Source organism: Thermotoga neapolitana DSM 4359, from assembly GCF_000018945.1.
Classification (GTDB): domain Bacteria; phylum Thermotogota; class Thermotogae; order Thermotogales; family Thermotogaceae; genus Thermotoga; species Thermotoga neapolitana.
In genome coordinates this window covers 1,232,039-1,255,841 of sequence record NC_011978.1, presented here as the reverse complement: position 1 = coordinate 1,255,841, position 23,803 = coordinate 1,232,039, and the positions used below count along the sequence as shown (strand labels likewise).

The following is a 23,803-nucleotide window of genomic DNA, read 5'->3' as shown; positions in this document are numbered from 1 at the left end:
CCCTCACTTTTTTATTCTGAACTCGATCACATCTCCGTCTTCGAGGGGATCGGTGAACATCGCTTTTTTCCCGTTTCTGAGAAGTTCGTAATCCTTCAAACCATCCAGTTTCACATCTTTCAGAAGATCTATCACCATCGGTTTGAAGTCCTTCATCTCCACAGTCTCACCGGTTCTGTGGATGATCTTCAGAGGAATCCTTTTCAAAACACCGTTGAAACTGACTGTGATGTGGGGAACCTCCAGTGCCTCTTCCAGGGACTTTTTTCCCTTCTCCACCACAACGAGTTCACTTCCGAGGGAAACTTCTTCGTCATCCTTCAAAACCTGGCCTTCTCTCAAAAGATCGAAATCCACAACGCAGACTCTCTTTTCTTCTCCGTTGACGACGACCGTCACCTTGCCGTAGGATAGTTTCTTTCTGATCTCATTTACCTTCATCTTCTCTGGAAAACTGATAACGTCTTCTTCGCCAAGTGGTTCTTCAGGAGATGCCGGGGAGTTGTTTTTCAGGATCTCCGGGTAAATTTCTTCGATCTCTCCGGATGGAAGTTTCACCCTCACGGGTTTTGCAACGTCCTTTACCCTGAGAGTGACGGTCTTTTCCTCGATGTGAACATCGATCCTGTCTCCGTGCTTCACTTTCGAAGATAGGCTTGCCTCCTGGCCGTTCACCAGTATCCTCACGGAGGTTCTTCTTCTTGGCCTCAGGATAGTTTTTCCGTTCACAACGACAGAGATCGTATCTCCCCCGACGAGCGAAGAGAACCTGTAGCCTGCCTGTATGAGAACCTGCATCACGGAGTACTTTCCGGCGGCCCCTATGAGTCTCACGGGAATTCCATTTACGACGACCTGAGAAAAGACAGACCCCCTGTTTCTCATGGCGCTGTACGCTATCCCGGCGGGTGTGATGTATTCGCTTCCTCTGACCTTCCCAGTGATGTCCTCCACAACACCCGTGCTTTCCACACTCTTCAGAGAAACCCTGTCAGACGGAAGGTTCAGTTTTTCGGCCAGCGCCTCCACAAACCCCGGAACCTTCGCTCCACCTCCAACCACCATCACAACAGAGGGTGGTTCTCCGTTGAGTTCCATCACAGTAGAAGAAATCTCAGACGTGATCTGATCGACAACGGGTTTTATGGCGGACTCGACCTCTTCTCTTGTGAGATCGATCTCTCTGTCGAGAACGTTTTTCACCTTCATCTTCCCTGTAGTGAAAACACTTCGCTTGACGTGTTCTGCCGTCTGGAAGTCCAGCAGGAAACTTTTTCCTATTGCCTCTGTGATCTCGTCACCTGCGAGTGGAATCATTCCGTATGCCACAACAGTACCTTCCCTGGATATGGCGATATCGCTTGTTCCTGCCCCAACATCGATGAGGGCGATGTTCAGATATCTCAGATCCTCCGGTACGGCAAGGTCCATGGCAGCTATGGGCTCCAATGTCACGTGCATCGGTGTGAGTCCCACCGTCTCCAGAACTCTCATCAAAGAGTCCACAACGTGCACGGGAAGAAACGCAGAAACAACCTTCACGTAAGCCCTTCCACCCCTGTGGCCCTCCAGTTTCTTCATCCACATGTCGTCCAGCCTGTACTCCACAACAGAGTATCCGACGCAGAAGAAGTCCTCTTCCACATCGCTCTGTGCGTTGCTGACAGCCTCTATCTCCAGTTTCATCACGTCTTCCCTTGTGATGTGCCCCAACTTCGAAAGGTCTCTCTCTGCTTCACCGATTTTTGTCTTCAGGAACCTTCCTGCAAGTGCGACCGCCACTTCCTCGAGTTTCAACTCGTTTCTCTCCTCAAGCCTTCGCTTCACTTCCTCGACGGTCTCTGCAACACCCATCACGTCGTGCACCTGTCCATCGAACATCGTGCGGCTTCTGTGCTCTATGAGTTCAGAGTCGACGATTCTGATCACGCCTTTTTCCTCGATTGCAAGCAGCCCCGCTATCTTGCGTGTCCCAACGTCCAGGGCAAAGATCACACTTCCACCTCCACGACCGTAACACCCGTTCCCCCTTCCGATGGAGTGCCGAACCTGAAGGAAACCACCCTCCTGTCTTTCCTGAGAATTTCCCAGACACCCGTTGCCAGTTTTCCCGTTCCTTTTCCATGGATTATATAGCCTTTTTTGATGCCGTTCATCACCAGATCATCTATGAACTTCTTCACGACGGGTTCTGCCTCTTCAACGGTCATGCCACGTATATCTATCTCCGTTCTGAAAGAGGAAACAAAGTGAGTGCCCTTTTCCCTGTCTTCCTCTTCTTTTTTCTTTGCCTTTTTGAGCTTTCCAAGTGGTACCTTCACCCTCAGAAAGCCAAAGTCAACAAGGGCGGTGTTTCCCTTCACCTCCACGACCTTTCCAACGGAGGTTCCTCCCTCCATCCTCACGTGGTCTCCCACGTTGATCTCTTCCTCTGCCTCCTCTTCGATGGCCTTCTTCTTCAGGTCTTCCCTTTCCTTCTCCAGTGTCTTCACGGTCTTTCGCATTTCTTCAACGCTGCCGGACTTTGCCACGTGTATTGCCTGATCGAGTTCTTTTTTGACCTTCCTGATGTAGTCGTTGAGTTCCTTCAGTTCTTTGTCGAACTCTTCTATCTTCATTCTTCTGAGTTTTTTGTAGTCCTCTTCGTATTTTGCTCTGAGTTTCATGTACTCTTCTTTTTCCTTCTGGAGTTTTCTCTTTTCCTCCTCGAGCAGGGAGATCTTTTCGTGGAGCGATCTTATGAGGCCCTCAAGCTCCATCTCTTCCTGTGAAAGCCTGGATCTGGCGTTTTCTATTATGCGCTTTTCGAGGCCCAGTTTCTCTGCTATCTGGAACGCATGGGACCCTCCCGGAACACCAACGAGGACCCTGTAGGTTGGTGAGAGCGTCTCCGGATCGAACTCCATCGAGGCGTTCAGAAGAAGAGGATGGTTCATCGCGAAAACCTTCACGGGTGTGAGGTGAGTCGTCACGAAAAGGGTTGCTCCTTTCTCCAGAAGGTCTTCTATTATCGCGATGGCGAGAGCAGCCCCCTCCACTGGGTCCGTTCCAGATCCCAGTTCATCGAGAATGACAAGAGAGTCGCTGTCGGCGTTTCTGACGATTTCAACGATTCGCTTCATGTGTGAGGAGAACGTGCTCAGGCTTTGCTCTATGCTCTGCTCTTCACCGATATCCGCCATTATCTTTGGAAAGATCTTCAACTCCGTTCCCTCATCGCAGAGGAGCGGAAAGCCACTCATCATGAGGGCGGTGAAGAGCCCCACCGTTTTGACGGTGACGGTTTTTCCTCCCATGTTCGGTCCCGTGATGATAACACCCTTTTTGTTCGGTGGAAGTTCCAGGTTTATCGGAACGACCCTGTCTTTCGGTATCAGCGGGTGTCTTGCGTTCACCAGTTTTATCCTCGAGGATGGTTTCACAACGATGCCGTTGTTTTCCTTTGCGAACTTTGCCCGTGCGTAGAGGGAGTCGAAGTGGGCGATCAGATCTATGTTCTTTTCAAGGTCCTTCAGGTTCGAAAGGAGCATGTTCGTGAGATGGCGAAGAATGCGACTGATTTCCAGTCTCTCTTCTTCTTCCAGAAGGCGCATCCTGTTGTTCAGCTCAACGAACTCCTCAGGCTCCATGAAAACGGTGGCACCAGAAGAGGACAGATGATGCACAATACCCCTCACCGATCTCTTCATGGAGGCCTTCACGGGAAAGAGGTACCTTCCATCCCTGTAGACGTACATCTGCTCCTGGAGGATTTGAGAGTGATTCTTCACGAAGTCGTCTGCCCTTTTCTTGATCTCTGTCGAAAGACTCCTCTTTTCGCTCCTTATCTCCTTCAACTTCGGGCTTGCCCTGTTGGAGACTTCTCCATTCTGTTCTATGCACCTGTTCACTTCTTTCACGAATTCTTCAAACGACACAAGCTGAGAGAACGTCTCCTTCAGTTTCTGGTACTCCCGTCTTGTGAGATCATTTTTCAGGATGTCGCAACCTTCAAGAAAGCTGGAAACGCGCAGAAGTTCCCACGGCTCCAGAGAGGATCCCGCTTTCAACTTTTCCATCTCCGGTGTGATGTCGCTCAAGCCTTTTATGGGAGGCTCTCCCCACCTTGTGAGGTAGTTTAGAAGTTCTTCCACCAGTTCCAACTCGTTCCACGGGTTCACGGTTGGCTTTAACGTGTCGAGGTGTCTTTTCCCGAGATCGGAAAAGGTGTGTCTCTTCACCAGATCAACAACCTTTGGAAAATCGAGAACCTCAAGGTAATCCACTTTCTACCACCCCAATCTGATGAACACAGGCAAACTGATCTGAGAATCCTTCAGAAGTACTCTGTAACCAAATCCCCACCTCACCTTGCCGTACTTTTTCCAGAAGAACGTGACAAGGCCAAAGAAGGGTTTTATGGAAAGTCCCACCCTCGTTTCCAGAGTGAGCATGAAGTCCTTCAAATCTACATTCCTCAGAGCACCGACAAAGAAAGAGAAATTTGAAACATCCCACAGTTCCACTCCCGCTGTGAACCTTCCGTTGTCCACACCAAAGGCCATCGAGGTCGTTCCGGAAAAGTCGATCGAAAAGCCCACAAAGGCTCCTCCCATCACACACGTGGAAAGAACAAAGAGCAGAGCAAAGAAAAATCCTTTCACGTTTTCCACCCCGAAACGATTATACTATGATGGGGGTGAAAGACTTGATCTTTCTTGGATGCGACGTTGGTGGAACGAAAACACTGGCGGTCCTGAGCGATGAAGAGGGGAACATCCTTGCCGTTCACAGAGGTCGCGGGGCGAACTACCAGGTCGTTGGGAAAGAGAACGCCCTGAAAAATCTGAAAGATGTGATAAACAGCGTTCTGGAAAGGTCAAAGAAGACTCTCGAAGACGTGGATTTTGCCTTCTTCGGATATGCCGGAGCGGATTTTGAGTACGAGATGAAGATCGTGAGGGAGATTTTGGGAGAAATCGGCCTCAAAAGATTCGACTTCGACAACGACGGAAGAATCGCCCTCAGGTCCGGCTCTTTCGACGACACGGGGATCATGGTGAGCTGCGGAACGGGCAGTATCTCGTACGCATCCGATGGAAAGAGGGTGAACAGAATAGGAGGGCTCTCTTTCTCCCTCGGTGAAAGACTTGGCTCTCACTACATCGCTTCCCTTGTGACATCCGCCGTTGTGAGGGCAAAAGACGGAAGGGACGACTGGACGGTTCTCGTTGACGAGGTTGAAAAAGAGATCGGGCCGGTCGAAACTCTTCTGAGGTACGATTACGAAGGTGGAGACACCAGCGAGATTGTTAAAAAGGTAAACCAGATCCTCTTCAGGTGTGCCGAAAGTGGAGATACTGTTTCTCTCAGAATATTCAACGACATCGTGACCGAAGTGAAAAAGATCGTCGACGCCCACAGAAAATCCCTCAACTTCACACCACCCATCAGGCTGATCCTGGAGGGAAGCTTCTTCAAGAACGCTCCTTCCCTTCTCATAAAGATGATAGAAAGTGCCGTCGGAAAGGAATACGAAGTCACAATCCCGGAGCACGATCCAGTGATCGGTGCGGTACTGTTTGCCATGGAGCGTTCTGGAATCGAGGTGACGGAAAAACTCTACAACAGGCTGGTGAAGAACTACCTGAAGGAGGTGAAGAGATGAGAATTGCGGTGATAGGTGGTGGAAGCAGTTACACCCCGGAGCTGATAAAGGGGCTCCTGGACATCTCCGGTGACGTTCAGATCGATGAGGTGATCTTCTACGACATAAACGAAGAAAAACAGAAGATCGTGGTCGATTTTGTGAGAAGGCTCGTGAAGGACAGGTTCAGGGTACTGATCGCCGAGAGTTTCAAAGACGCGGTGATGGATGCAAAGTACGTGATCTTTCAATTCAGACCAGGAGGGTTGAAGGGAAGGGAAAAAGACGAGGGCATACCGCTGAAGTACGGCCTCATCGGACAGGAAACAACGGGGGTGGGGGGATTTTCGGCGGCCCTGAGGGCCTTCCCCGTCGTGGAAGAGTACGTCGAAACAGTGAGAAAGGTCTCGAACGCAACGATAATAAACTTCACCAATCCTTCCGGGCACATCACCGAGTTTGTCAGAAACTACCTTGATTATGAAAAGTTCATAGGACTCTGCAACGTTCCGATAAATTTCATCCGGGAGATTTCGGAGATGTTCTCAGTAAACCTTGAAGACGTGTTTCTCAAGTACTACGGGCTCAACCACCTGAGTTTCGTTGAGAGGGTCTTCGTGAAAGGCCAGGATGTCACAGAAAAGGTCTTTGAGAACCTGAAACTGAAACTTTCCAACATACCCGATGAAGATTTTCCAGAGTGGTTCTACGACTCTGTAAGGCTCCTCGTGAATCCGTATTTGAGATATTACCTGATGGAAAAGAAGATGTTCAAAAAAATCACCTCGCACGAACTCAGATCAAGAGAGGTAATGAAGATAGAAAAGGAGCTCTTCGAAAAGTACAGAACCGCTACTGAAATTCCTGAGGAACTCTCAAAGCGTGGAGGAAGCATGTACTCCACAGCGGCGGCCCATTTGATAAGAGACCTTGAAAAGGACGAAGGAAAGATCCACATAGTGAACACGAGGAACAACGGATCGATCGAAAATCTCCCCAACGATTATGTTCTCGAGATTCCATGCTACGTGAGGTCTGGCAGGGCACTTTCGATCTCTCAGGGAAAGGGAGATCTCTTTGCCCTCTCGTTCATCCATGCTGTGAAAATGTACGAGCGCCTTACGATAGAAGCGTATCTTAAGAGATCAAAAAAACTGGCACTGAAAGCCCTTCTTTCTCATCCTCTGGGGCCGGATGTGGAGGACGCGAAAGATCTTCTCGAAGAGATACTGAAGGCAAACAGCGAACACGTGAAACTGGAGTAAAAAAAACAAAGGAGGGGGAAATTCCCCCTCCTGTTTTTGGTCGGCCAACGTATATTATACCACATGTTACTCCGATTTGTCAAGTAGGTATTTTCATCTTCTGTCCGTTCAAGTGTTATTATACTCCTTCCTCAACTTCTTTGCAAGGTCCACCATGTTTTTCAAAGAGGGTACGACCTCTTCCCAGTTTCTTGTTTTAAGGCCACAGTCGGGGTTCACCCATATCAGTTCCTTCGGAAGTATCCTGAGGACTCTTTCTATTATACTCTTCATTTCATCAACGGAGGGAACAGCGGGAGAGTGAATGTCCCAGACACCAACACCAATCTGTTTCTTCCAGCCCTTGAAGTTTTCAAAGGCTGAGATGATCTCTCCCTTGCTCCTTGAAGCCTCGATGCTTATCACATCGAACTCCAGCCTGTGGATGTACTCTATTATCTCGTTGAAATCAGAGTAACACATGTGGGCATGGATCTGCGTCTCAGCCTTTGCATTCGCAGCCAGATTGAAGGCGTTTATTGCCCACTCGAAGTACTCCGGCCATCTGCTCTTTTTGATGGGTGCCTTCTCTCTGAACGCAGGTTCATCGATCTGGATGATCTTTATTCCGGCTTTTTCCAGGTCTTTCACCTCCTCGTTTATTGCAAGGGCGATCTGGTAGGCGATCTCCTCTTCTGGAATGTCTTCCCTGTAATAACTCCAGCCCATGATGGTGATGGGCCCTGTGAGCATTCCCTTGACAGGTTTCTCCGTCAGAGACTGAGCGTAGGTGATTTCCCTCAGTGTCATGGGCCCTGTCCTTGAAACCGTGCCGTATATGATGGGTGGGCGGTAGCATCTTGAACCGTAAGAAAGAACCCAGCCGTTCTGTGTGGTGGCGATTCCGTTCAGTCTCTCCGCGAAGAACTCCACCATATCGCTTCTTTCGAACTCACCGTGTACCAGAACATCGAGCCCTATCTCTTCCTGGATCCTTACTACCTTTTTTATCTGCTCTTTTATGAAGGACTCGTATTCTTCTTCCGAGATTTCTCCCCTTCTGTACCTTGCCCTCATCTTTCTCACATCGCTGGTCTGAGGGAAAGATCCGATTGTTGTGGTCGGAAAAAGAGGAAGTTTCAGCTCTTCTCTTTGAATCCTGTCACGCTCCTGATACTCCTTCTCTCTTCTGAAAGAGTCAGGTGTGAGCTGTTTTATCTTTTTAGAAACTGATTCATCGACGGCGAAGTCTTCGAAACTAACCTCTGGAAGATTTACTTTTTTCCCTTCAAAGAACTCTTTCAGTACTTTCAGCTCTTCAAGTTTTTCCTTTGCGAAGGCAAGTTTTTCCCTCAGACCATCAGGAAGGCTGTTTTCCCATTGCGCAGTTATGGGAAGGTGAAATAGCGGACAGGAGTTCGAGATGGCACTCGCACCGAGTTTGTCCACAAGTTCTGCCACTTTCTTGAGATTTGCTCTCCAGGGCTGACGGCCGTTTATGACACCGGCTATGAGAGTCTTGTCCGATGGAAAACCGTGTTTTTCGAAGTTTCTGAGATTTTCTGTGTTTGAAACAAAATCCAGGTGAAGGCCCTTCACAGGAAGGGACACATAAGACTCGTAGTCAGAGACGCTATCGTAATAGGTAAAAATCGTCAAAGGAAACCCTGAAAACTCGCTGTACACATCTTTTATCAAATTCCAGTGGTCTTTCTGAAGATCACACACGAAGGCAGGCTCGTCCACGAGGATTTCTCCACAACCGTTTTCTACGAGTTCTTCAAAAACTTTCCTGTAAACAGGAACGAGCCTGGTGAAAAGTTTTTCCATTTCACCGGGTTCTCTGATCCACATCCCGTCTTTTTTGGAAAGATAGAGGAAGGTGAACGGTCCCAGTATTCTTGGTGCGGTTTCAATTCCCATCGACCTGAAAAAGAGAAAATCTTCAAGAGGTATATTTTCAAGGAGTTCAAAGTTTCCACTCTCTATCTCGGGAACAAGGTAGTGGTAGTTCGTGTTGAAGTACTTTGTCATCTCAAGGGCTTTTCTTCCACGTGCCATCTCAAAATAAGTCGAAAGGCCCTCATACTTTCCAAACCGCTCCGGAATTGCCCCCACCATTATGGCTGTGTCGAGAACGAAATCGTAGTAGGAAAGTTCGTTCGAAGGAACAACGTCCACGTTCGTTCTGTAGTTCTCCACCATGTACATCCTGAGTTCGCTCATCTCTTCTTTGAACTGGTTTTCTGTGATCTTCCCCTTCCAGAAATCTTCCAGTGCTTTCTTGAACTCTCTTTTCTCACCTATCTTTGGAAAGCCGAACGCGTACACCTTCAATTTCTTTCACCTCCATTTGTTGTATGATTTGGAATCATAATACCACATGTTGTGTGTAACGTGGTTAACGACAGGAAAATTTGAACCGACATTTCCGAGGGAAAGGCCAGGTCATCTCAGATCATGATGTGTGATATACTATCAGAAAAATCATTGAAGGAGGGAACAATATGGTTGTGAAATCTTCTGAACTCACCCCTGAAAAGATATCGAACATGCGCGGCGGAAAGGGTGAGGTGGAGATGACACACCTTCTTTCCAAAGAAACCATGAGGAACAGGGCAAGACTCTTCGCAAAAATGAAACTTCCACCGGGGTCTTCTGTGAGACTGCACAGGCACGATGGAGAGTTCGAGATATACTACATCCTCTCCGGAGAAGGCATCTTCCACGACAACGGAAAGGACGTTCCCATAAAGGCAGGAGACGTGTGTTTCACAGATTCTGGAGAGTCACATTCCATAGAGAACACAGGAGAGAAAGACCTTGAGTTTCTGGCGATAATCGTTTTGCTCTGATTAACTTTTTCGCCCCGCGATCACCACAAAAGCCCCTTCGCCGTATCCTTTTAAGACAGGCTCAACATCGGTGAGTTTTGAGGGATGGTTGAAGAGTGTCTGAACCACTTTGAAGTCCCCAAAACCCACCATTTTCATTAGGTGCACTATCTCTTCAGTGGAGAAGAATCTTGCACGTTTGTAGAAGAGGCTCTTTTCCTTCTTTTCTTCGTACTCTCTTCCCAGAAAACTTTCTCTGCCCACAATACCAACGATAATGTGTCCTCCTTTTCTGATCACTCTTTTTGCTTCCTGCAAAGCCCTCAGTGGATCATCCACAAAGCAAATCGTGGTGACCATCAGTGCAAAGTCGAAGCTTTCATCCTTCAGTGGCAGATTTTCCGCTGTTCCTTCTATCACCAGTATTCCCCTTCTTCTTGCTATCTTTCCCATGCGTTTTGAAGGTTCCACCCCGATCTTTATCTTCAAAGGAACAGCGAACCTTCCTGTACCAACTCCTATCTCCACTCCCCTTCCCTCTGGAAGAAGGGCCTTCACCGCTTTGAGTTCAGAAAGATAGGCGAATTTATGCTTTAAGAACCACTCCTCGTACTCGTTCACGAAGTGTTCAAAGACATCCCACATGCTTTTTCACCGTCCTTCCTGATAAAATAAAGTCCACGGGAGGTGACACCTTTGTTCGAAGAGTACACCTCTTTTGTTTTCAAAAACAGAAAGAAGATCTTCGCGGTGGTGCTGGTACTGAACATTTTAGCACTCTTTGGGCTTTTCAGACTTCACTTCACAACTGAGTTTTCCATTCTGATGCCTCAGAAATCCCGTCAGAAAGAGATATACGAGAAGATGAACGGCGTCTTCAAAACAGGAGAACAGCTTGTGGTGATGGTGAAGACGAACGTCGATCCCCTGAGCAGAGAGGGAATAGATGAGATCTTTGAAATAAAGGAAAAACTCTCCTCCGTTGAAGGTGTAAAGACTGTCATACCACCCATTCCGGAGAAGTTTCCCGCTGGCTTCAGACTGGTGGAGACAAAGAACATGTCCGAAGAGCAGTACAGAGACTTTCTGAGCTATGTTGAAAACATGAAAGACTTCCTCAACGTGAGGAAAATGGAAGATGGATACTACTCCCTATTCATGATACTTCCCAGAAACAGTGTAAATCCCAATGAAATCGAAAGTACTCTTTCAGGATATGAACATTACCTCTCTGGAACACAGTATCTGGAAGACCAGATATTTCGCTATCTTCTGTTCATGATATTCACACTTCCCCCACTCGCCGTTGTTCTTCTTCTGAACGTCTTCAGAGTACAACTTGGAAGGTTCAGATACGCCATTTTATCTTTGATACCGGCGGGATTCGCCGCCCTCTGGACGCTTGGCTACGTGATGGGATGGATGGGCCAGAACCTTTCCATCATCACGGTTCTGGTTCCCATATTCACCATCGTCATGGGAAGTGCCGATGGGCTTCACTTCGTTTCGCACTTTTTGGAACGAAAGAAAGATGGAGAGAGTACGTTCAACGCCATCAAAGATACTCTCGAGAGTGTTGGAAGGGCGATGATCCTCACCACACTCACCACGATGGCAGGATTTCTCTCTTTTCTCACTTTGAACTCTCAGTCCATGAAACAGATGGGACTCCTCGCTGCTGCTGGAATCGGTCTTGCGGGAGTTTCAACGTGGATCGTACTTCCCGTAATACTGTCAGGAATGGAAGATGTTGAGATCAAAAAGAAGGAAAGCAGCCTGGCCCGGCTTTTTCAAAGACTTTCAAAGCGAGCGTGGATCATCACACTGGTGGTTCTTTTCGCCTTCCTTCCAGGCACATTCCTTCTGAAGGCAGACCTCAACATTCTGAAACTCTACAAAGGCTACACAAGGGTCAGAAAGAACGTGGAGAAGATAGAAGAGATCTTCGGAAGGGCTCTGCCTGTTTATGCCGTTTTCGAGTCAGAGAATCTGCTCTCTCCAGACTTTGCCCGGAAGGTCCTTTCTATGGAGGAAAAACTGAAGAGCAAAGGATACGATGCCTTTTCCGTCTACGACATCCTTGTGAGGATGAACGAACATCTCTTCAAAGAAGAAGGTTACCCGAAAATCCTTGCAAGGGCGCTGATACTCAAAAGACTTCTTCCAGAGGATTACACGAGCAACTTTCTATCCGAAAGCACAGGAAGAGCTTTTATCTTTCTGGATAACCTCGACAGAAACACTCTCGAGGAAGTGGAACACATAGTGAAAGAAAGCGGCTTTCAGGTGACGGGGCTTCCCTACATCATAAAAGAGATGAACGACTCGATCGTTCATCAGCAGGTACTTTCGGTGGTGCTTGCTGTCAGCATGGTCTTTCTCCTTCTTGTTCTGTTTCAGAGAAGTTTTGTCATTCCAGCAAAGGCGATCGTTCCTGTTCTGATCTCGCTTGTGTCTCTTTTTGGTTTCATGGGGCTTTCTGGGATTCCTCTGAACCTGATCACGGCAAACATGGCCGGAATAGTGATCGGGGTTGGTATAGACTACGCCATACATGTGACGGAGCTGTTCAGATATTACAGGGATCTGGAAAAGACGGTAAAGATCGCATCCACACCCGTTTTGGCAAACGCCTTTGGTCTTTCTGTGGGGCTTTCCGCTCTGATTCTGTCACCCTTCACGTTCCACACTTATCTTGTCGCAATCATGTGGGTCACGATGACCGTGAGCTCTTTCATGAGTCTTGTGGTTTTGCCAAAACTTCTGGAGGTGAAAAGATGAGGAAAAACGAGTACACCTGCACCTTGCTCGAGCCCGGTGTATGGCACATCGCCGACTACAGGGGAGACAGTATGTACCTGGTAGTGGGAGAAGAGAAAGCCCTCCTCATAGACACCGGTATGGGAGAAGGTGACCTGAAAGGTTTCATAAGATCCATCACGGAAAAACCCATCGAAGTTGTTCTCACCCACGCCCACTGGGATCACATCATGCAGGCAAACCAGTTCGAAAAGGTGTATCTCAACCACAGGGACCTTCAGATCATAGAACTGTTCAAAATACAGGTGGATTACAAAAACTTTCTGGACGTGAGAGAGGGAGACAGTTTCGATCTTGGTGGAAGAACGCTCGAGGTGATCGAAGTCCCGGGACACACACCAGGGTCGATCGCTCTTCTGGACAGAGAAAACAGGCTGCTTTTCAGCGGGGATTCGGTGGGGGCAGGACACACCTGGATGCATCTTCCGGGATGTCTTCCACTGAGAGAGTACCTTAAAAGCCTGAAAAAACTCAGAGAGATCGACGGTTTCGAGAAGATCTACCATGGGCATCTGAGTGGCACACAGTTGAAACCTTTTGGACCAGATTATCTGGAAGACCTCATAAAGGCTGTGGAAGGTGTTATCGATGGGTCACTGAAGGGCGAGCCGTATCCCTATGGAAACTTCAAGGGTCTCTATGCAACATGCGGCACGGCAGTTCTGGTGTACAATCCAGAGAAAGTCTGAACGATTTCTATTTTTCTCTTTTCGTGAGATACTCGATCAGTAAACCCACACCGATTCCTATGAAAAGAGACGCAATGAAATAGAACACGGAATGTTTGAAAAGAATAAAACCAACTCCAAGCCCTATCAGGGCCGTTCCACCCGTGATACTCATCTTTTTCATTCTGCCCATCTCCTCTTTTGATCCAGTATCTTCATTGTACTCTCAAAATCCTTCAAAGTCCACTCAACGTTTGATCTTTTTTTCGCTGCTTCTTTTGCCAGCCTGTCAGCCTCATCGTTGCAAAAGTCTCCAGAGTGACTCTTCACCTTCTCAAAGACCACTTCAAGACCGCTCCTGCAAAACTGCTCGTAAAGGTACTTGTAAACACGCGTCACCGGCTCTTTTGTTCTGTACTCTTCCGTTGCCCACTTTTCAAGCCCTTCAAGATCGTGCCTGAGAATGAGTCTTTTTGCTCCTTTCTTCAAAGCACAGTCCATGGCAAAAAGTGCAGCCATGATCTCTCCGGCTATGTTCCTTGAGTCTTTGAACTCATCGATGTCCGTCCAGAAGTAGTACTCTTCCTTCTTTCCCCTGTAGCACAGAACCACTCCAGAACCACAGACCACATCATAACTCCCATCCACATAGGCGATCATCGTCTCTTCGTCAAGTTCCGGGCAGGTGCATTCATCTTTTCCCTCAAGATATGCCTTTGCATCCTCTATCTTCTCAAAACTTTTGTACTCTGCTCCCGGAAAGCCCTTTACCTGTTTTTCTGCCTCTTCCCAGGACTCATAGATTCCTGGTACCCTTCCTTTCCTCACAGCGTAGTATTTTTTTGCCAACTTCATCACCTCTCAAACCCATTTATACCATGTCCATTTAAAATCGATACAATTTGGAGAAATTAAGGTCCTGGATGTATAATAGACCCAGTCGTTGAAGGGGGGATTTTCCGTGGAAAAAAGAGTTCTGGGGAAAACAGGTGAAAAGCTCTCTGTGGTCGGATTCGGCGGAATCGTTGTGATGAACGAGTCCGTGGAATCTGCAAAAAAGATAGTTGCCAGAGCGATCGAGAGGGGCATAAACTACTTCGACGTTGCTCCTTCCTACGGAGACGCCGAGGAAAAACTTGGCCCAGCGCTGAAGCCTTACAGAGACCAGGTGTTTCTGGCCTGTAAAACGATGGAGAGAACAAAAGAAGGTGCCTGGAAAGAATTGAACGAATCTCTGAAGAGACTCCAGACGGATCACTTTGACCTTTATCAGTTCCATGCTGTGACCACGCTCGATGAGGTGGAGGCCATCTTTTCACCGAATGGAGCTATAGAGGCCTTTTTGAAGGCAAAAGAAGAAGGACTGATAAGGTACATCGGTTTTTCTGCTCACAGTGAGGAAGCTGCACTTTCGATGCTGGAAAGGTTCGATTTCGATACGGTACTTTTTCCACTGAACTGGGCAAGCTGGCTGGGAAAAGGATTTGGCAAAAGACTTTACAGCAAAGCCCGGGAGAAAAACATGGGAATTCTGGCAATAAAGGCTCTGGCAAAAAGACGTCTGGAGGAAGGAGAAGAAAAACGCTGGGAAAAATGCTGGTATCATCCTGTGGATGATTTCGAAGAAGCATCCATGGCACTTCGCTTCACACTATCACTGCCCGTCACCGCAGCTGTGAGTCCAAGTCACCAGGAATTTCTCTGGTGGATGTGTCAAATCGTTGAAAATCAGGGAACAAAAATCAGCGAAGAAGAACTGCAGATACTGAAAGAAAAAGCACAGAAACTGACACCCGTTTTCCCACTCGATCACTCTTGAGTCATCCAGTGTAATATCCTCACCAGTCTTCTTCTTGCCCTGCCGTCCTCTTCACACCAGAAGGCAACAAACAGGGGCTGAACCTTGAGAGAGTGCCTCTTTGCAAACTCTCTCACCACATCCGGCTTCCTTAGCCTGATCCCAAACCTCACTCCATCGTACCTTCCGCAGTTCCTCAGAAATCTATCAAGGAATTTTCTGTCAGGCTCTTTCATCTCGATGTATTTCAAAGTGAATCTTTCTAGTTTCTTTCTTTTCATCTATTGCGCTATCTATTTCTGAGAGAGCCTCCTCATAAAGCTTTTCATGACGGTATTTCAGAAATCTTATGTAATGTTTCCAGGATGCATCATGGCATGTTTTGAAGCAGTATGTAACAAGTGGTCGTGAGAAAAGAAATCCATGCTGAAATGGTGCTTTCAAAAGTTGATGACTTTTCAATCCTTTCCCTCCAAAACTATTATTTTTACGCTATTTTATCACACTGCTGTGTAACGTTAGGAGTGAAATTGCACAAAACATGAAATCTCAATGAAAATCCTTTATCGCAGAACGCTTTAAAAAGGGCTTTTCAAAACCAGGAAGATTTGAAAGGTCACAAAAGATCTGTTCTAATGAGGAAGGGGGATGAAAATCGTGAGAAGGATCATTCTCACAATAGTTATTCTGCTCTCTCTCCTATACACGCTTGTGTTTCCCAGTCCTTCTGATGATTATCAAACGACAGTGAGGAAAAAAACTGTTGTTCACACCCTCCTGCTAGAGAAGTCACACTCGGAAGATTTAACGGCTGGAAATCAAATTTTACGGTTTAATAAAAGCCTCGCGAGGCTTCTAATATCGAATGAAAGGGGGGACAAAGGATGAATGTACTTAAGCGAATCGCGAACCATTCTATTCCTTTAGGTGGATGCACTAACAGAAGTCAAAGATGTGCAGTAGTAACTCCTTAGACTGAGGTTAGAAATTTTTAAAGAAGGCGGCCGCCTTCTCTATTAGGAATATCTAGGAATATTTGATTATTAAGTACTCTACAAAAATGGGGTGGTTGTATGTCAGGGTACAAATTCTCGGATTTTCTCATTAAAGTACAAGAAAAGAACCGGATCCTTCTTTATAACGTGTTGTTAAGAAGTTATGCGGAAACCAATGTGGATGAGCTGAGAAGATTACAAGCTGCACTCAACGGTGCTAATGAGGAGTTTCTCTTGTCAACTTTTGTAGATAGAGGTATTGTATTGGAGAATCATATTAATGAGTATGCATTGTTCAAGTATATTTCGAATAAAATCAAGTATGACCGCTCTGTTTTATCAATAACAGATGTCATAACATTGAACTGTAATTTAAACTGCATTTATTGTATGCAGCAAGGTATCAAACCACATAATAAAGAAAGAAATGGTTCACTTTCTCCTCAAGATAGAGTAAATTTATGGCTAGCCTTGATGGATCTGTTTGACACGAAGACCATTGCTGTGACATTTTTTGGTGGAGAGCCTTCTCTCTATCCTGAAAAGTTGAGTGAAATTATTAGAATTGCTGAAAAAGAGCAAGTGCCGATCAAGCAGTACAATATAATAACAAATGGTGTGAGTTTTTCTAATCATATGTTTGAAGTACTAAGTAATTCCAAATTCAGGTTTATTCAAATAACCATAGATGGGCCAAAAAACATTCATGATAAAAGAAGGATCTCGCAAAACTACGACGGGACTTGGGAAGTAATAATAGATAACATAAACAAATTACTTAATAAAACAAATTTAACAATAGTTATCCATACTGTTTTAGACAGAATGAATTCAGAGGAAAAATACGGTATGATGATAGATGAGCTCATAGACATCTTCGGTAAAAATACGATAAAAGAGAGATTTTTGTTCAACATTGGATTACTAAGTCATCCAAATAGTTCTTGTGCCTATACGATCGAGAATATACCTGATATTGCAGAGTATGCAAATATTTATGTAAATACTATAAAAGTTGCTCTAGAACGGGACATTTTCCTATTGGATTTTCTCAACATCTGGCCATGTACCTACCATAAGGAAACAGATCTAGTTGTTGCTCCTAACGGAGATTTGTACAATTGTATTTCGGGAGTGGGAAGAGAGGAGTTTAGGATATGTTCCTACAGTGAATTTCTTAATTCTCCAATAGACTTTTTGAGGCGTTACTCTCAATTCATGGAAAACGATAATACTGACAACGAGTGTAAGGACTGTATCTATTTACCTATATGTAATGGTGGCTGTAGGTTTAACGCCTATATTTTGAAAACAAAGAAAGATTGCTGGAAAGTTTTTCATCAAAATTCTTATCCAGAACTTTTGAGATTATTTTCAAAGTTCCGTGAAAGGGTGAAGTTGGTATGAGAAAAGTCGTAGAAGTGTCCGGTGTCAGGAAATCCTTCGGAGAACTTCGAGTTCTCGATAAAGTTGATTTTTACGCAGAAGAGGGAGACTTCAAGGTAATCGTCGGCGAGAACGGTTCGGGAAAAAGCACACTGCTGAAAATCATGATAGGTCTCTTGCTTCCTGACGATGGGGAAGTGAAGGTTCTCGGCGTTGATGTGAAAAAGCACTGGAAGAAACTATCTGCGAGAATAGGGGTGGTTCTTGCAAACGAGAGAAGTCTGTACTGGAAACTCACTGCCTGGGAAAACCTCGATATCTTTGGGGGTGTATACGGCGTACCGAAAAAAGTCAGAAGAGAACGAATGGAAGAGCTTCTCAAAAGATTCGGTCTGTTCGAATACAAAGACAAACCCGTCGAAGAGTTTTCAACGGGCATGAGGAAAAAGTTGATGATTTGTAAAGCGCTAATTCACGATCCAGAGGTACTGTTCATCGACGAGATACTCAACGGTCTGGATCCACCGTCGGTGCGTGAAATGGTCGGTTTTTTGGATGAACGGAACAGGAGGGGATTGACTATCGTAATGATAAGTCATGTACTTCACGTTCTTCCCGAGAATGCCTGCGTTGTTCTTCTTAGAAACGGTCGTGTACAGATGGAAGTGAGATACAAGGATATCCGCAGCGAAAGAAGCGAAGTATATGAGGTGTTCGAAAACCTCATCAGGGGGCGAAATATGGATGAGGAAGATACTCCATCTGGTTCTGAAGGAGATGAAGATAAGGCTTAAATACAGGTTCGTGTGGGTGAACATGGCTCTGACACCATTTTTCATCATAGGACCTTATGTGTTTTCTTCCAGAATCGCTGATGTGAACTCGCTTGCAGAGAACGTGTTGATAGGAGCCCTGCTCTGGTACTGGCTGAACCAGTACTTCTTTGGGGTGGGAGACGGATTCACAGAAGAAAGAGAAGAAGGTGCCCTCATCTCCGTGGTACTTGCTCCAATCAGTCTTTTGGCTTTTTTGTTCTCAAAAGCCGCTGACACATTCTTAATGAACCTGTACATAACATTCTTCACATTGCTTTTCTTCTACCTTTCCGGTATAAAGCTTGAGATCCATCTTTACTTTCTTCTTTTGCTGGCGGTGAGCGGTGTTTACATAACATTCTTTTCGATATTTTTCGCAGCGTTGTCGTTGTGGAAGAAGAGAATCAGAAGCATAAATTCCACTGCCCAATTCTTTTTTGGCGTCCTCTCAGGGATGGTCAATCCTGTTGAGAATTTCCCTTCTTACGTTCGACTCATCTCGTACATGATACCGCTCACCTACCTCATCTCCATAGGAAGAAGCATAATAAAAAACGGAAACATGAGTGGCTTTGTTCCCCAACTCCTGATACTGACAGGTTTGAGTTTTGCCTATCTGATCCTCGGAGTATGGTTGCTTAAAAAGGCAGAAAACGAGATTCGAAAAAAAGGAGAATGGGAATCATGGTGAGAAGTCTGTATCTTGCAAAAGCCAGTTTCCTGAGTGCGAAAAGATACAGAATAGACTGGTATGGAGCTTTCCTCACACCCCTTCTGACGATAATGCCCGTTGTCCTGCTCTATTACTTTGGCACAGAATCAGGCCTTGTACGGTTTTTCTACGGTGCGACGAACACGAAGAACATCATCGGATACCTCCTGCTAGGGGCAGCTTACTGGAACTACGTTGAGGTACTCTGGGGATCTGTCTTTGCTTTGAGGTACTACATGAGAATAGGACAGCTGGAAGAACTGTTCATCATGCCCGTGAGTTCCATAGGGTACATCCTCTCGTGGTCGGTTTTTGGTCTTGTGAAAGTTACCGTGGAGTCTGTTCCGATAATCGTCCTGGCAGTGCTGCTGAATCTGATGACCTTCAACCTGGTTGAGTTTGCCCTTGCAGCGGGTGTTGTTATTCTTTCCATAATCGCTTCTTTCGGTCTTGTCTTTCTGTTTTTTGGCATCACGTTGAGATTCAAAGAAGGGGACGAACTGGTGAGTTTGCTTGGTAATGCCGCTCCTCTGATTGGTGGTATGTTTTTTCCTGTGAATGTTCTTCCAAAAGTGCTGGAATATCTTGCATATGCTTTTCCATTTACGTGGGGGTTGGACCTCACACGCTATTTTCTCATGAAAACAAACACATTGCTTGACTTGAAAAAAGAATTCATCATCTTGATTGTTTTATCTTTACTGTACTTAGCTTTTGGCACCATTTCTTTTAAGGTACTTCAAACCAAAGGAAGGAAAAATGGGTTGCAGGGTTTTTGATGATTCTTTCACGTCCCATTGCTATATTGTTCAACAGTGGATAAGTAGCAATCACCGTGGGAATTTATCAAATGAAAATAGGTCTCGTGCAAGCGGGTGGTTTGGTGGCAGTGTTGGTGGTCGCAATCTTTCTGGAAAAGAGTGCCAGAGGCTGCTACTTTGCAAAAATTTCTGCATTATCAGAATCCGCTGATATTGATTGAAGCGGGGGAATTAGATGGAAGCCGCCGTGGTTGTGGCTTATTCTTATTTTGTCTTGAAGTTGGAGTTTGCCATTTCGAATCCCGTGATGTTTGCCTGTTCGTTTCTGATACTGGTCCTTTCCTTCATTTCCACCTCTTTCGTTTTTGCAACGCTTTTGACACTCTCAAAGAACGCCTTTTCATGGATGTCAACGATCCAGTATCCGGTGTATTTCATCTCGGGAATGCTCTTTCCGATAGACATTCTTCCAAAATGGATTCGAGTGATTTCCAGTTTCCTTCCCATAAGCTGGTCAGTTACGCTGATGAGAGATTCCTTTGAAGTTGGCAGTGCTGGAAAGGATTTGATTTTCAACGCACTTTTACTCACGCTTTTTTACTTTCTTTTAGGACATGTTCTTTTCAAAAAGATAGAAAGAAAAAGCAGAGCGGAAGGGGAGCTGGTTTGAGAAGTGAGGCTGCTCAGACATTTTTGGATTTCGTACAAAGGGGTTTCCCTGTGGCTGAACTGGAAAGCCTATGCCGCTGAAAAGATCATCAATCCGATTTTTCGGCTGCTCTTTTACTCAACACTTCTTGCATATGGATATAAAACGCTGCACGATGCGAGAGCTTTCATAATAGCAAATATCATGGCTCTGTCTTCAATAAGCGTTTTTAAAGGGCTCGGCATAATATTTTTCTCCGAGCGAGATCAGGGATCGTTGATTTTCTTCGTTGTTTCGCCTTCATCGAAATTCAAAGTAATGCTAAAAAAGATGCCTTTTCACATAATCGATGCACTGGCCACGGTGATTCTGGGACTGGCTGTTTCATTTTGCTTTTTAAAACTTGATCCCTCCATTACTGCGAGCCTTTTTGCCCATATGACGATAGGTGTACTGGCTCTGAGCAGTTTCGGAATGACGGTGGCAGCTCTTGGACTGCTGACGAGAGATATCAACATGCTTCTTGGTGTTGCAGAGATGTTGGTTTTCATTTTGAGCGGTGCAAGTTTTCCTATAGAAAGACTGCCCGTGTTTTTCAGATGGCTTTCACAGCTTTTGCCGCTTTCGCGTTCGGTCGAAAGCATAATATACGCTCTGCAAGGATTTAAAATGAAGGCCTGGATTTCAAGTGCCTGGGAAGCGGCAGTAGGTCTTGCATACCTCGTTTTGGCCTATTTCACACTGCGGTTGATTGAATTTGCAGCAAGAAAGTACGGAAACATCGATATGTATTAGCGAACATTGGTGATGGGAAGGCCTTTCTGAAAAATCTTCCAGAACACCAGGGAGGGAAAGTCATGAATCTCAGGAGTATCCAGAAAATTCTTCGCTTTTACTCTCTGATTCGAAAGCGTTTTCTGGTGCTCATAGTTATAGGTGGCTTTCTTGCAACGTCTTCGGTCGTGTTCGATTTCTTCATCCCTCTTCTTGTGAGAGATGTCATCGATGGGCTGGCCGGACTGGAACTGAGGTTAAACACGATCTACCTTCTTGGATTTCTCTATGCACTGTCTTTCGTTCTTACGTACGCTGGAGACCAGATCTACCTGAAAGCAAAGTACAGAGCCGTAGCAGATCTGTCCAGTCGCATTTTCAGCCAGTCGTTTTTCTTTCCCTGGCAAAAGCTAAAACAACAGGGCTCTGCCTACTATGCCACTCTGATAAACCATCAACTCAACGACGCATTTTTCCTGCTGGATTACGGATTTTTTCAGAACGTTCTGGTGATAATACGTAGTGTATTCATACTGGCAACCGTCTTCGTATGGAACAAAGCCTTTTTTGGCCTGTTTGTGGCAAACGCTGTGATAGTCGGTATTTATCTGAACATCATCGGCAGAGTAACCGAACGGCCGTACGCACAGATGTATGAAATTCTACGTCGTGTAACAGGTTTCATCACCGAGACGTTTGAAAACATCCACGAAGTACTTGCCGGAGAAGCTCAAAAGAAACGTCAGAAAGAGTGCGAGACGATGTATCAGCAGGTGGCAGACACCGTTTTGAAGGCAGAACTTCCCCGCTCAAGATTCGACAAACTGATGGTGAACCTGCCGGAGTATTTCACACGGCTCTTCATTCTCACCTACGGAGCATACCTTGTGATAGACGGAAAGATGACCGTGGGAACGATATGGGCACTGTGGACATACTTTTCTTTTGTGACGGCACCTCTGTACATGTTCAGAGAACTGGCACGTGTCATAACACGAGTGTCGGCGAACCTCGATGCTGTACTTGACTACTTCGATGAGGTAAAACGTGCTGAAGAGACCTTCAAAAAACGTGAAATAAAACCCGTTCCCGGAAGTCCTGTTTATGAACTGATAGACGTTACTTTTGGCTTCGAGCCAGGAAAACCCATTTTAAAGCAGGTCAGTTTCACGATTCAACCCCGTGAAATTGCTGCCATAGTGGGACTTTCCGGAGAAGGAAAGTCCACTCTGCTGAACATACTGCTTGGCCTGGAACAGAACTACGAAGGTGTGGTGAAACTCTTTGGAAACGATCTGAAGCAGGTAATGCCCTCGGCTGTTTTCGAACATGTTGCTTTTTATTCTCAGAACGTCGGTATATTCAACGACACTCTGGAAAACAACATAGTTCTTGGAAGAGAGTACGATGAGAAAAAACTCGAAAGAATCATAAAAGAACTTGGAATAGAACATCTGAGAGGAAGAAAACTTGGAGAAGGAGGAAGTTTCGTCTCAGGAGGAGAAAAACAGAGGATACAACTTGCCAGACTCTTCTATGCAGACAAACCAGTTGTTGTTCTGGATGAACCTCTCACAAACCTGGACACGATAACAGAAAAATTCTTACTGGAGAAATTGATTGAATTTTTGAAAGAAAAAACAGCCATCATGATATCGCACAAACCGAATATCATAAGGGTTGCGAGTAAGATAATCTTCCTTGAAAACGGAAAAGTTTCGTCTGTCGGAGGGTTCGAAGAGTTGATGCAAAACAACACAACGTTCAGAAGGATAATAGAAACGTACGTGAATGAATCGAAAAGGATCGCTGATAAAGATGTCTGAAATCAATCTACAACAACCTTCCAATCCAGGGGGGATGGGGGTTGTTCAATGCTGATTCCATGGTACGCAACTACATCTTGTGAACCGGTACGGTTATGAAGTGTTTTCCTCTATAGGAGAGACGTACGTGACTCCCTCGTTGTCTGACAACCTCATATTCTAGATCTTCTAACTTATCAAACGATCCGCAGATACATCCCTCGGTAGTTTCATACCGCAATCGTCACATCCTTCACAAAGCGAGCATGTACGTACTTAGGAGCACCCTCATCGAAATGGCATTTGACCGCATCTTTTATCATCTCAAGGAGCTCTTCCCAGGTATCTCCCTGCGTGAATATCGAATACCTCTCAGTTTTTTCGATGTATCCTCCGTCCTCCGATTCCACGGCGATGAAGACTATCTCCTTTTGCGTCTCCATCTTCCCAATCTCCCTGAGGAGATCACAGATTCTCAAGTACTTTCTTGAATTCCTCCACTGATATACCCGCTTCACGGATGATTTTTCTTATAAGTGATTTGGGCAAGGCTCTTGCATGAAATGGGATGGTCGTATATCTGCCATTGCTGTGCCTGTAGAACACATGACTTCCTTTTTGGCGAACACGTTGAAATCCAAGTTTCAGTAAAACCTTTTCCATAGTTTTTGGATCAACTATTGGAAGATAACTCAAGTTTCCACCTCTATCATCTCAAGAGCCACGAATTCCTGGTGATTTATTTCATCTCCTGCTTCCTCCAATACGAGTTCAAGCACCTCTTTTAAATTCCTTCTCACTTCTTCTAAGGAACTACCTACAGTATGCACACCCGGAACGTCCGGAACCATTCCAACATATTGCTTTGTTTCAGGATCGTATTCAATGATAGCTGTGAAAATTTTACGCATGTTTT

At 45.7% G+C, this 23,803-nt stretch carries 25 protein-coding genes and 1 pseudogene; 14 read left to right on the top strand and 12 right to left on the bottom strand.

The window, feature by feature from the left end; translation table 11 throughout:
- Window positions 1-3: 3 nt before the first annotated feature.
- Genes CTN_RS06480 through CTN_RS06470 form a run of 3 tightly spaced genes read right to left on the bottom strand, consistent with a single transcriptional unit; the run spans window position 4 to window position 4,643 of the window.
- Complete coding sequence (locus CTN_RS06480) at window positions 4-1,995, bottom strand: cell division protein FtsA (RefSeq protein ID WP_015919770.1); 1,992 nt, start codon at window positions 1,993-1,995, stop codon at window positions 4-6.
- Complete coding sequence (locus CTN_RS06475; protein WP_015919769.1) at window positions 1,992-4,265, bottom strand: endonuclease MutS2; 2,274 nt, start codon at window positions 4,263-4,265, stop codon at window positions 1,992-1,994. The genes CTN_RS06480 and CTN_RS06475 overlap by 4 nt, the downstream gene beginning before the upstream one ends.
- A gap of 3 nt (window positions 4,266-4,268) precedes the next feature.
- Window positions 4,269-4,643 (bottom strand): hypothetical protein, encoded by a 375-nt coding sequence (locus CTN_RS06470; protein ID WP_038067727.1) that lies wholly within the window; start codon window positions 4,641-4,643, stop codon window positions 4,269-4,271.
- 44 nt (window positions 4,644-4,687) lie between these two features.
- Here CTN_RS06470 and CTN_RS06465 point away from each other — a divergent pair, with 44 nt between their 5' ends.
- A complete protein-coding gene (locus tag CTN_RS06465; RefSeq protein WP_038067725.1) occupies window positions 4,688-5,647 on the top strand; it encodes an N-acetylglucosamine kinase in 960 nt (319 codons plus the stop codon).
- Window positions 5,644-6,891 (top strand): 6-phospho-beta-glucosidase, encoded by a 1,248-nt coding sequence (locus CTN_RS06460; RefSeq protein ID WP_015919766.1) that lies wholly within the window; start codon window positions 5,644-5,646, stop codon window positions 6,889-6,891. The genes CTN_RS06465 and CTN_RS06460 overlap by 4 nt, the downstream gene beginning before the upstream one ends.
- A gap of 108 nt (window positions 6,892-6,999) precedes the next feature.
- Here the strand turns inward: CTN_RS06460 and metE are convergent, their stop codons facing one another.
- Window positions 7,000-9,201, bottom strand: a complete 2,202-nt coding sequence (gene metE / locus CTN_RS06455) for a 5-methyltetrahydropteroyltriglutamate--homocysteine S-methyltransferase (RefSeq protein ID WP_231556058.1) — start codon at window positions 9,199-9,201, stop codon at window positions 7,000-7,002.
- A 176-nt stretch (window positions 9,202-9,377) separates the two neighbouring features.
- On the opposite strand from metE, the gene CTN_RS06450 reads away from it, so the two are divergent.
- A complete protein-coding gene (locus CTN_RS06450) occupies window positions 9,378-9,725 on the top strand; it encodes a cupin domain-containing protein (RefSeq protein WP_011943923.1) in 348 nt (115 codons plus the stop codon).
- On the opposite strand, the gene CTN_RS06445 is transcribed toward CTN_RS06450, so the two are convergent.
- Window positions 9,726-10,349, bottom strand: a complete 624-nt coding sequence (locus tag CTN_RS06445) for a class I SAM-dependent methyltransferase (protein WP_008195328.1) — start codon at window positions 10,347-10,349, stop codon at window positions 9,726-9,728.
- A 51-nt stretch (window positions 10,350-10,400) separates the two neighbouring features.
- Here CTN_RS06445 and CTN_RS06440 point away from each other — a divergent pair, with 51 nt between their 5' ends.
- Window positions 10,401-12,485 carry an efflux RND transporter permease subunit gene (locus CTN_RS06440; protein WP_015919763.1) on the top strand — a complete coding sequence of 695 codons (2,085 nt, stop codon included), beginning with the start codon at window positions 10,401-10,403 and terminating at the stop codon, window positions 12,483-12,485.
- On the top strand, window positions 12,482-13,213 hold the full coding sequence (locus CTN_RS06435; protein ID WP_008195326.1) for an MBL fold metallo-hydrolase: 732 nt from the start codon (window positions 12,482-12,484) through the stop codon (window positions 13,211-13,213). The genes CTN_RS06440 and CTN_RS06435 overlap by 4 nt, the downstream gene beginning before the upstream one ends.
- Before the next feature lie 7 nt (window positions 13,214-13,220).
- Here the strand turns inward: CTN_RS06435 and CTN_RS06430 are convergent, their stop codons facing one another.
- Both CTN_RS06430 and CTN_RS06425 read right to left on the bottom strand, forming a co-directional pair.
- Window positions 13,221-13,376: a hypothetical protein gene (locus CTN_RS06430; protein ID WP_008195324.1), complete on the bottom strand. Its 156-nt coding sequence runs from the start codon at window positions 13,374-13,376 to the stop codon at window positions 13,221-13,223.
- The gene (locus CTN_RS06425) at window positions 13,373-14,041 is read right to left on the bottom strand and encodes a ribonuclease H1 domain-containing protein (RefSeq protein WP_038053131.1); all 669 of its coding nucleotides are present in this window, start codon (window positions 14,039-14,041) and stop codon (window positions 13,373-13,375) included. Before CTN_RS06425 ends, CTN_RS06430 begins: the two co-directional genes overlap by 4 nt.
- Before the next feature lie 112 nt (window positions 14,042-14,153).
- Here CTN_RS06425 and CTN_RS06420 point away from each other — a divergent pair, with 112 nt between their 5' ends.
- Window positions 14,154-15,011, top strand: a complete 858-nt coding sequence (locus tag CTN_RS06420; RefSeq protein ID WP_004079927.1) for an aldo/keto reductase — start codon at window positions 14,154-14,156, stop codon at window positions 15,009-15,011.
- Here CTN_RS06420 and CTN_RS06415 read toward each other — a convergent pair.
- Window positions 15,002-15,271, bottom strand: a pseudogene (locus tag CTN_RS06415) (hypothetical protein); the annotation flags it as partial. The gene CTN_RS06420 and the pseudogene CTN_RS06415 sit on opposite strands and share 10 nt — an antisense overlap.
- A 367-nt stretch (window positions 15,272-15,638) precedes the next feature.
- Between CTN_RS06415 and CTN_RS06410 the strand changes: the two are divergent.
- From CTN_RS06410 to CTN_RS06375, 8 genes are all read left to right on the top strand, one after another.
- Complete coding sequence (locus CTN_RS06410; protein ID WP_004079921.1) at window positions 15,639-15,878, top strand: hypothetical protein; 240 nt, start codon at window positions 15,639-15,641, stop codon at window positions 15,876-15,878.
- A 185-nt stretch (window positions 15,879-16,063) separates the two neighbouring features.
- Entirely contained in the window at window positions 16,064-17,392 is a 1,329-nt protein-coding gene (locus tag CTN_RS06405; protein WP_004079919.1) for a radical SAM/SPASM domain-containing protein, read from the top strand.
- Window positions 17,389-18,165, top strand: coding sequence for an ABC transporter ATP-binding protein (locus CTN_RS06400; RefSeq protein WP_004079917.1), 777 nt, complete (start codon window positions 17,389-17,391; stop codon window positions 18,163-18,165). The genes CTN_RS06405 and CTN_RS06400 overlap by 4 nt, the downstream gene beginning before the upstream one ends.
- Window positions 18,116-18,877, top strand: coding sequence for an ABC transporter permease (locus tag CTN_RS06395; RefSeq protein ID WP_004079916.1), 762 nt, complete (start codon window positions 18,116-18,118; stop codon window positions 18,875-18,877). Before CTN_RS06400 ends, CTN_RS06395 begins: the two co-directional genes overlap by 50 nt.
- Entirely contained in the window at window positions 18,862-19,677 is an 816-nt protein-coding gene (locus CTN_RS06390) for an ABC transporter permease (protein WP_010865302.1), read from the top strand. Before CTN_RS06395 ends, CTN_RS06390 begins: the two co-directional genes overlap by 16 nt.
- Before the next feature lie 217 nt (window positions 19,678-19,894).
- A complete protein-coding gene (locus tag CTN_RS06385) occupies window positions 19,895-20,329 on the top strand; it encodes an ABC transporter permease (protein ID WP_004079914.1) in 435 nt (144 codons plus the stop codon).
- Window positions 20,330-20,332: 3 nt separating this feature from the next.
- On the top strand, window positions 20,333-21,103 hold the full coding sequence (locus CTN_RS10280) for an ABC transporter permease (protein WP_011943918.1): 771 nt from the start codon (window positions 20,333-20,335) through the stop codon (window positions 21,101-21,103).
- Window positions 21,104-21,165: 62 nt separating this feature from the next.
- Window positions 21,166-22,908, top strand: coding sequence for an ABC transporter ATP-binding protein (locus CTN_RS06375; protein WP_004079909.1), 1,743 nt, complete (start codon window positions 21,166-21,168; stop codon window positions 22,906-22,908).
- Window positions 22,909-22,978: 70 nt separating this feature from the next.
- Here CTN_RS06375 and CTN_RS10275 read toward each other — a convergent pair whose 3' ends face one another.
- Genes CTN_RS10275 through CTN_RS06360 form a run of 4 tightly spaced genes read right to left on the bottom strand, consistent with a single transcriptional unit; the run spans window position 22,979 to window position 23,798 of the window.
- Window positions 22,979-23,128: a type II toxin-antitoxin system HicA family toxin gene (locus CTN_RS10275; protein WP_081434644.1), complete on the bottom strand. Its 150-nt coding sequence runs from the start codon at window positions 23,126-23,128 to the stop codon at window positions 22,979-22,981.
- A complete protein-coding gene (locus CTN_RS06370; protein ID WP_004079908.1) occupies window positions 23,118-23,330 on the bottom strand; it encodes a type II toxin-antitoxin system HicB family antitoxin in 213 nt (70 codons plus the stop codon). Before CTN_RS06370 ends, CTN_RS10275 begins: the two co-directional genes overlap by 11 nt.
- 22 nt (window positions 23,331-23,352) lie before the next feature.
- Window positions 23,353-23,583 (bottom strand): type II toxin-antitoxin system HicA family toxin, encoded by a 231-nt coding sequence (locus CTN_RS06365; protein WP_008195297.1) that lies wholly within the window; start codon window positions 23,581-23,583, stop codon window positions 23,353-23,355.
- Window positions 23,580-23,798: a type II toxin-antitoxin system HicB family antitoxin gene (locus tag CTN_RS06360; protein WP_004083352.1), complete on the bottom strand. Its 219-nt coding sequence runs from the start codon at window positions 23,796-23,798 to the stop codon at window positions 23,580-23,582. The genes CTN_RS06365 and CTN_RS06360 overlap by 4 nt, the downstream gene beginning before the upstream one ends.
- Window positions 23,799-23,803: the final 5 nt, after the last annotated feature.

Excerpts from the sequence above, each read along its gene's own strand:
- CTN_RS06370 (WP_004079908.1), bottom strand. The coding sequence starts at position 23,330 with ATGGAGACGCAAAAGGAGATAGTCTTCATCGCCGTGGAATCGGAGGAC.
- CTN_RS06360 (WP_004083352.1), bottom strand. The coding sequence starts at position 23,798 with ATGCGTAAAATTTTCACAGCTATCATTGAATACGATCCTGAAACAAAG.
- CTN_RS06445 (WP_008195328.1), bottom strand. The coding sequence starts at position 10,349 with ATGTGGGATGTCTTTGAACACTTCGTGAACGAGTACGAGGAGTGGTTC.
- CTN_RS06375 (WP_004079909.1), top strand. The coding sequence starts at position 21,166 with ATGAATCTCAGGAGTATCCAGAAAATTCTTCGCTTTTACTCTCTGATT.
- CTN_RS06450 (WP_011943923.1), top strand. The coding sequence starts at position 9,378 with ATGGTTGTGAAATCTTCTGAACTCACCCCTGAAAAGATATCGAACATG.
- CTN_RS06405 (WP_004079919.1), top strand. The coding sequence starts at position 16,064 with ATGTCAGGGTACAAATTCTCGGATTTTCTCATTAAAGTACAAGAAAAG.
- CTN_RS06390 (WP_010865302.1), top strand. The coding sequence starts at position 18,862 with ATGGGAATCATGGTGAGAAGTCTGTATCTTGCAAAAGCCAGTTTCCTG.
- CTN_RS06410 (WP_004079921.1), top strand. The coding sequence starts at position 15,639 with ATGAAAATCGTGAGAAGGATCATTCTCACAATAGTTATTCTGCTCTCT.
- CTN_RS06435 (WP_008195326.1), top strand. The coding sequence starts at position 12,482 with ATGAGGAAAAACGAGTACACCTGCACCTTGCTCGAGCCCGGTGTATGG.
- CTN_RS06385 (WP_004079914.1), top strand. The coding sequence starts at position 19,895 with ATGGAAGCCGCCGTGGTTGTGGCTTATTCTTATTTTGTCTTGAAGTTG.
- CTN_RS06460 (WP_015919766.1), top strand. The coding sequence starts at position 5,644 with ATGAGAATTGCGGTGATAGGTGGTGGAAGCAGTTACACCCCGGAGCTG.
- CTN_RS06430 (WP_008195324.1), bottom strand. The coding sequence starts at position 13,376 with ATGAAAAAGATGAGTATCACGGGTGGAACGGCCCTGATAGGGCTTGGA.
- CTN_RS06400 (WP_004079917.1), top strand. The coding sequence starts at position 17,389 with ATGAGAAAAGTCGTAGAAGTGTCCGGTGTCAGGAAATCCTTCGGAGAA.
- CTN_RS06395 (WP_004079916.1), top strand. The coding sequence starts at position 18,116 with ATGAGGAAGATACTCCATCTGGTTCTGAAGGAGATGAAGATAAGGCTT.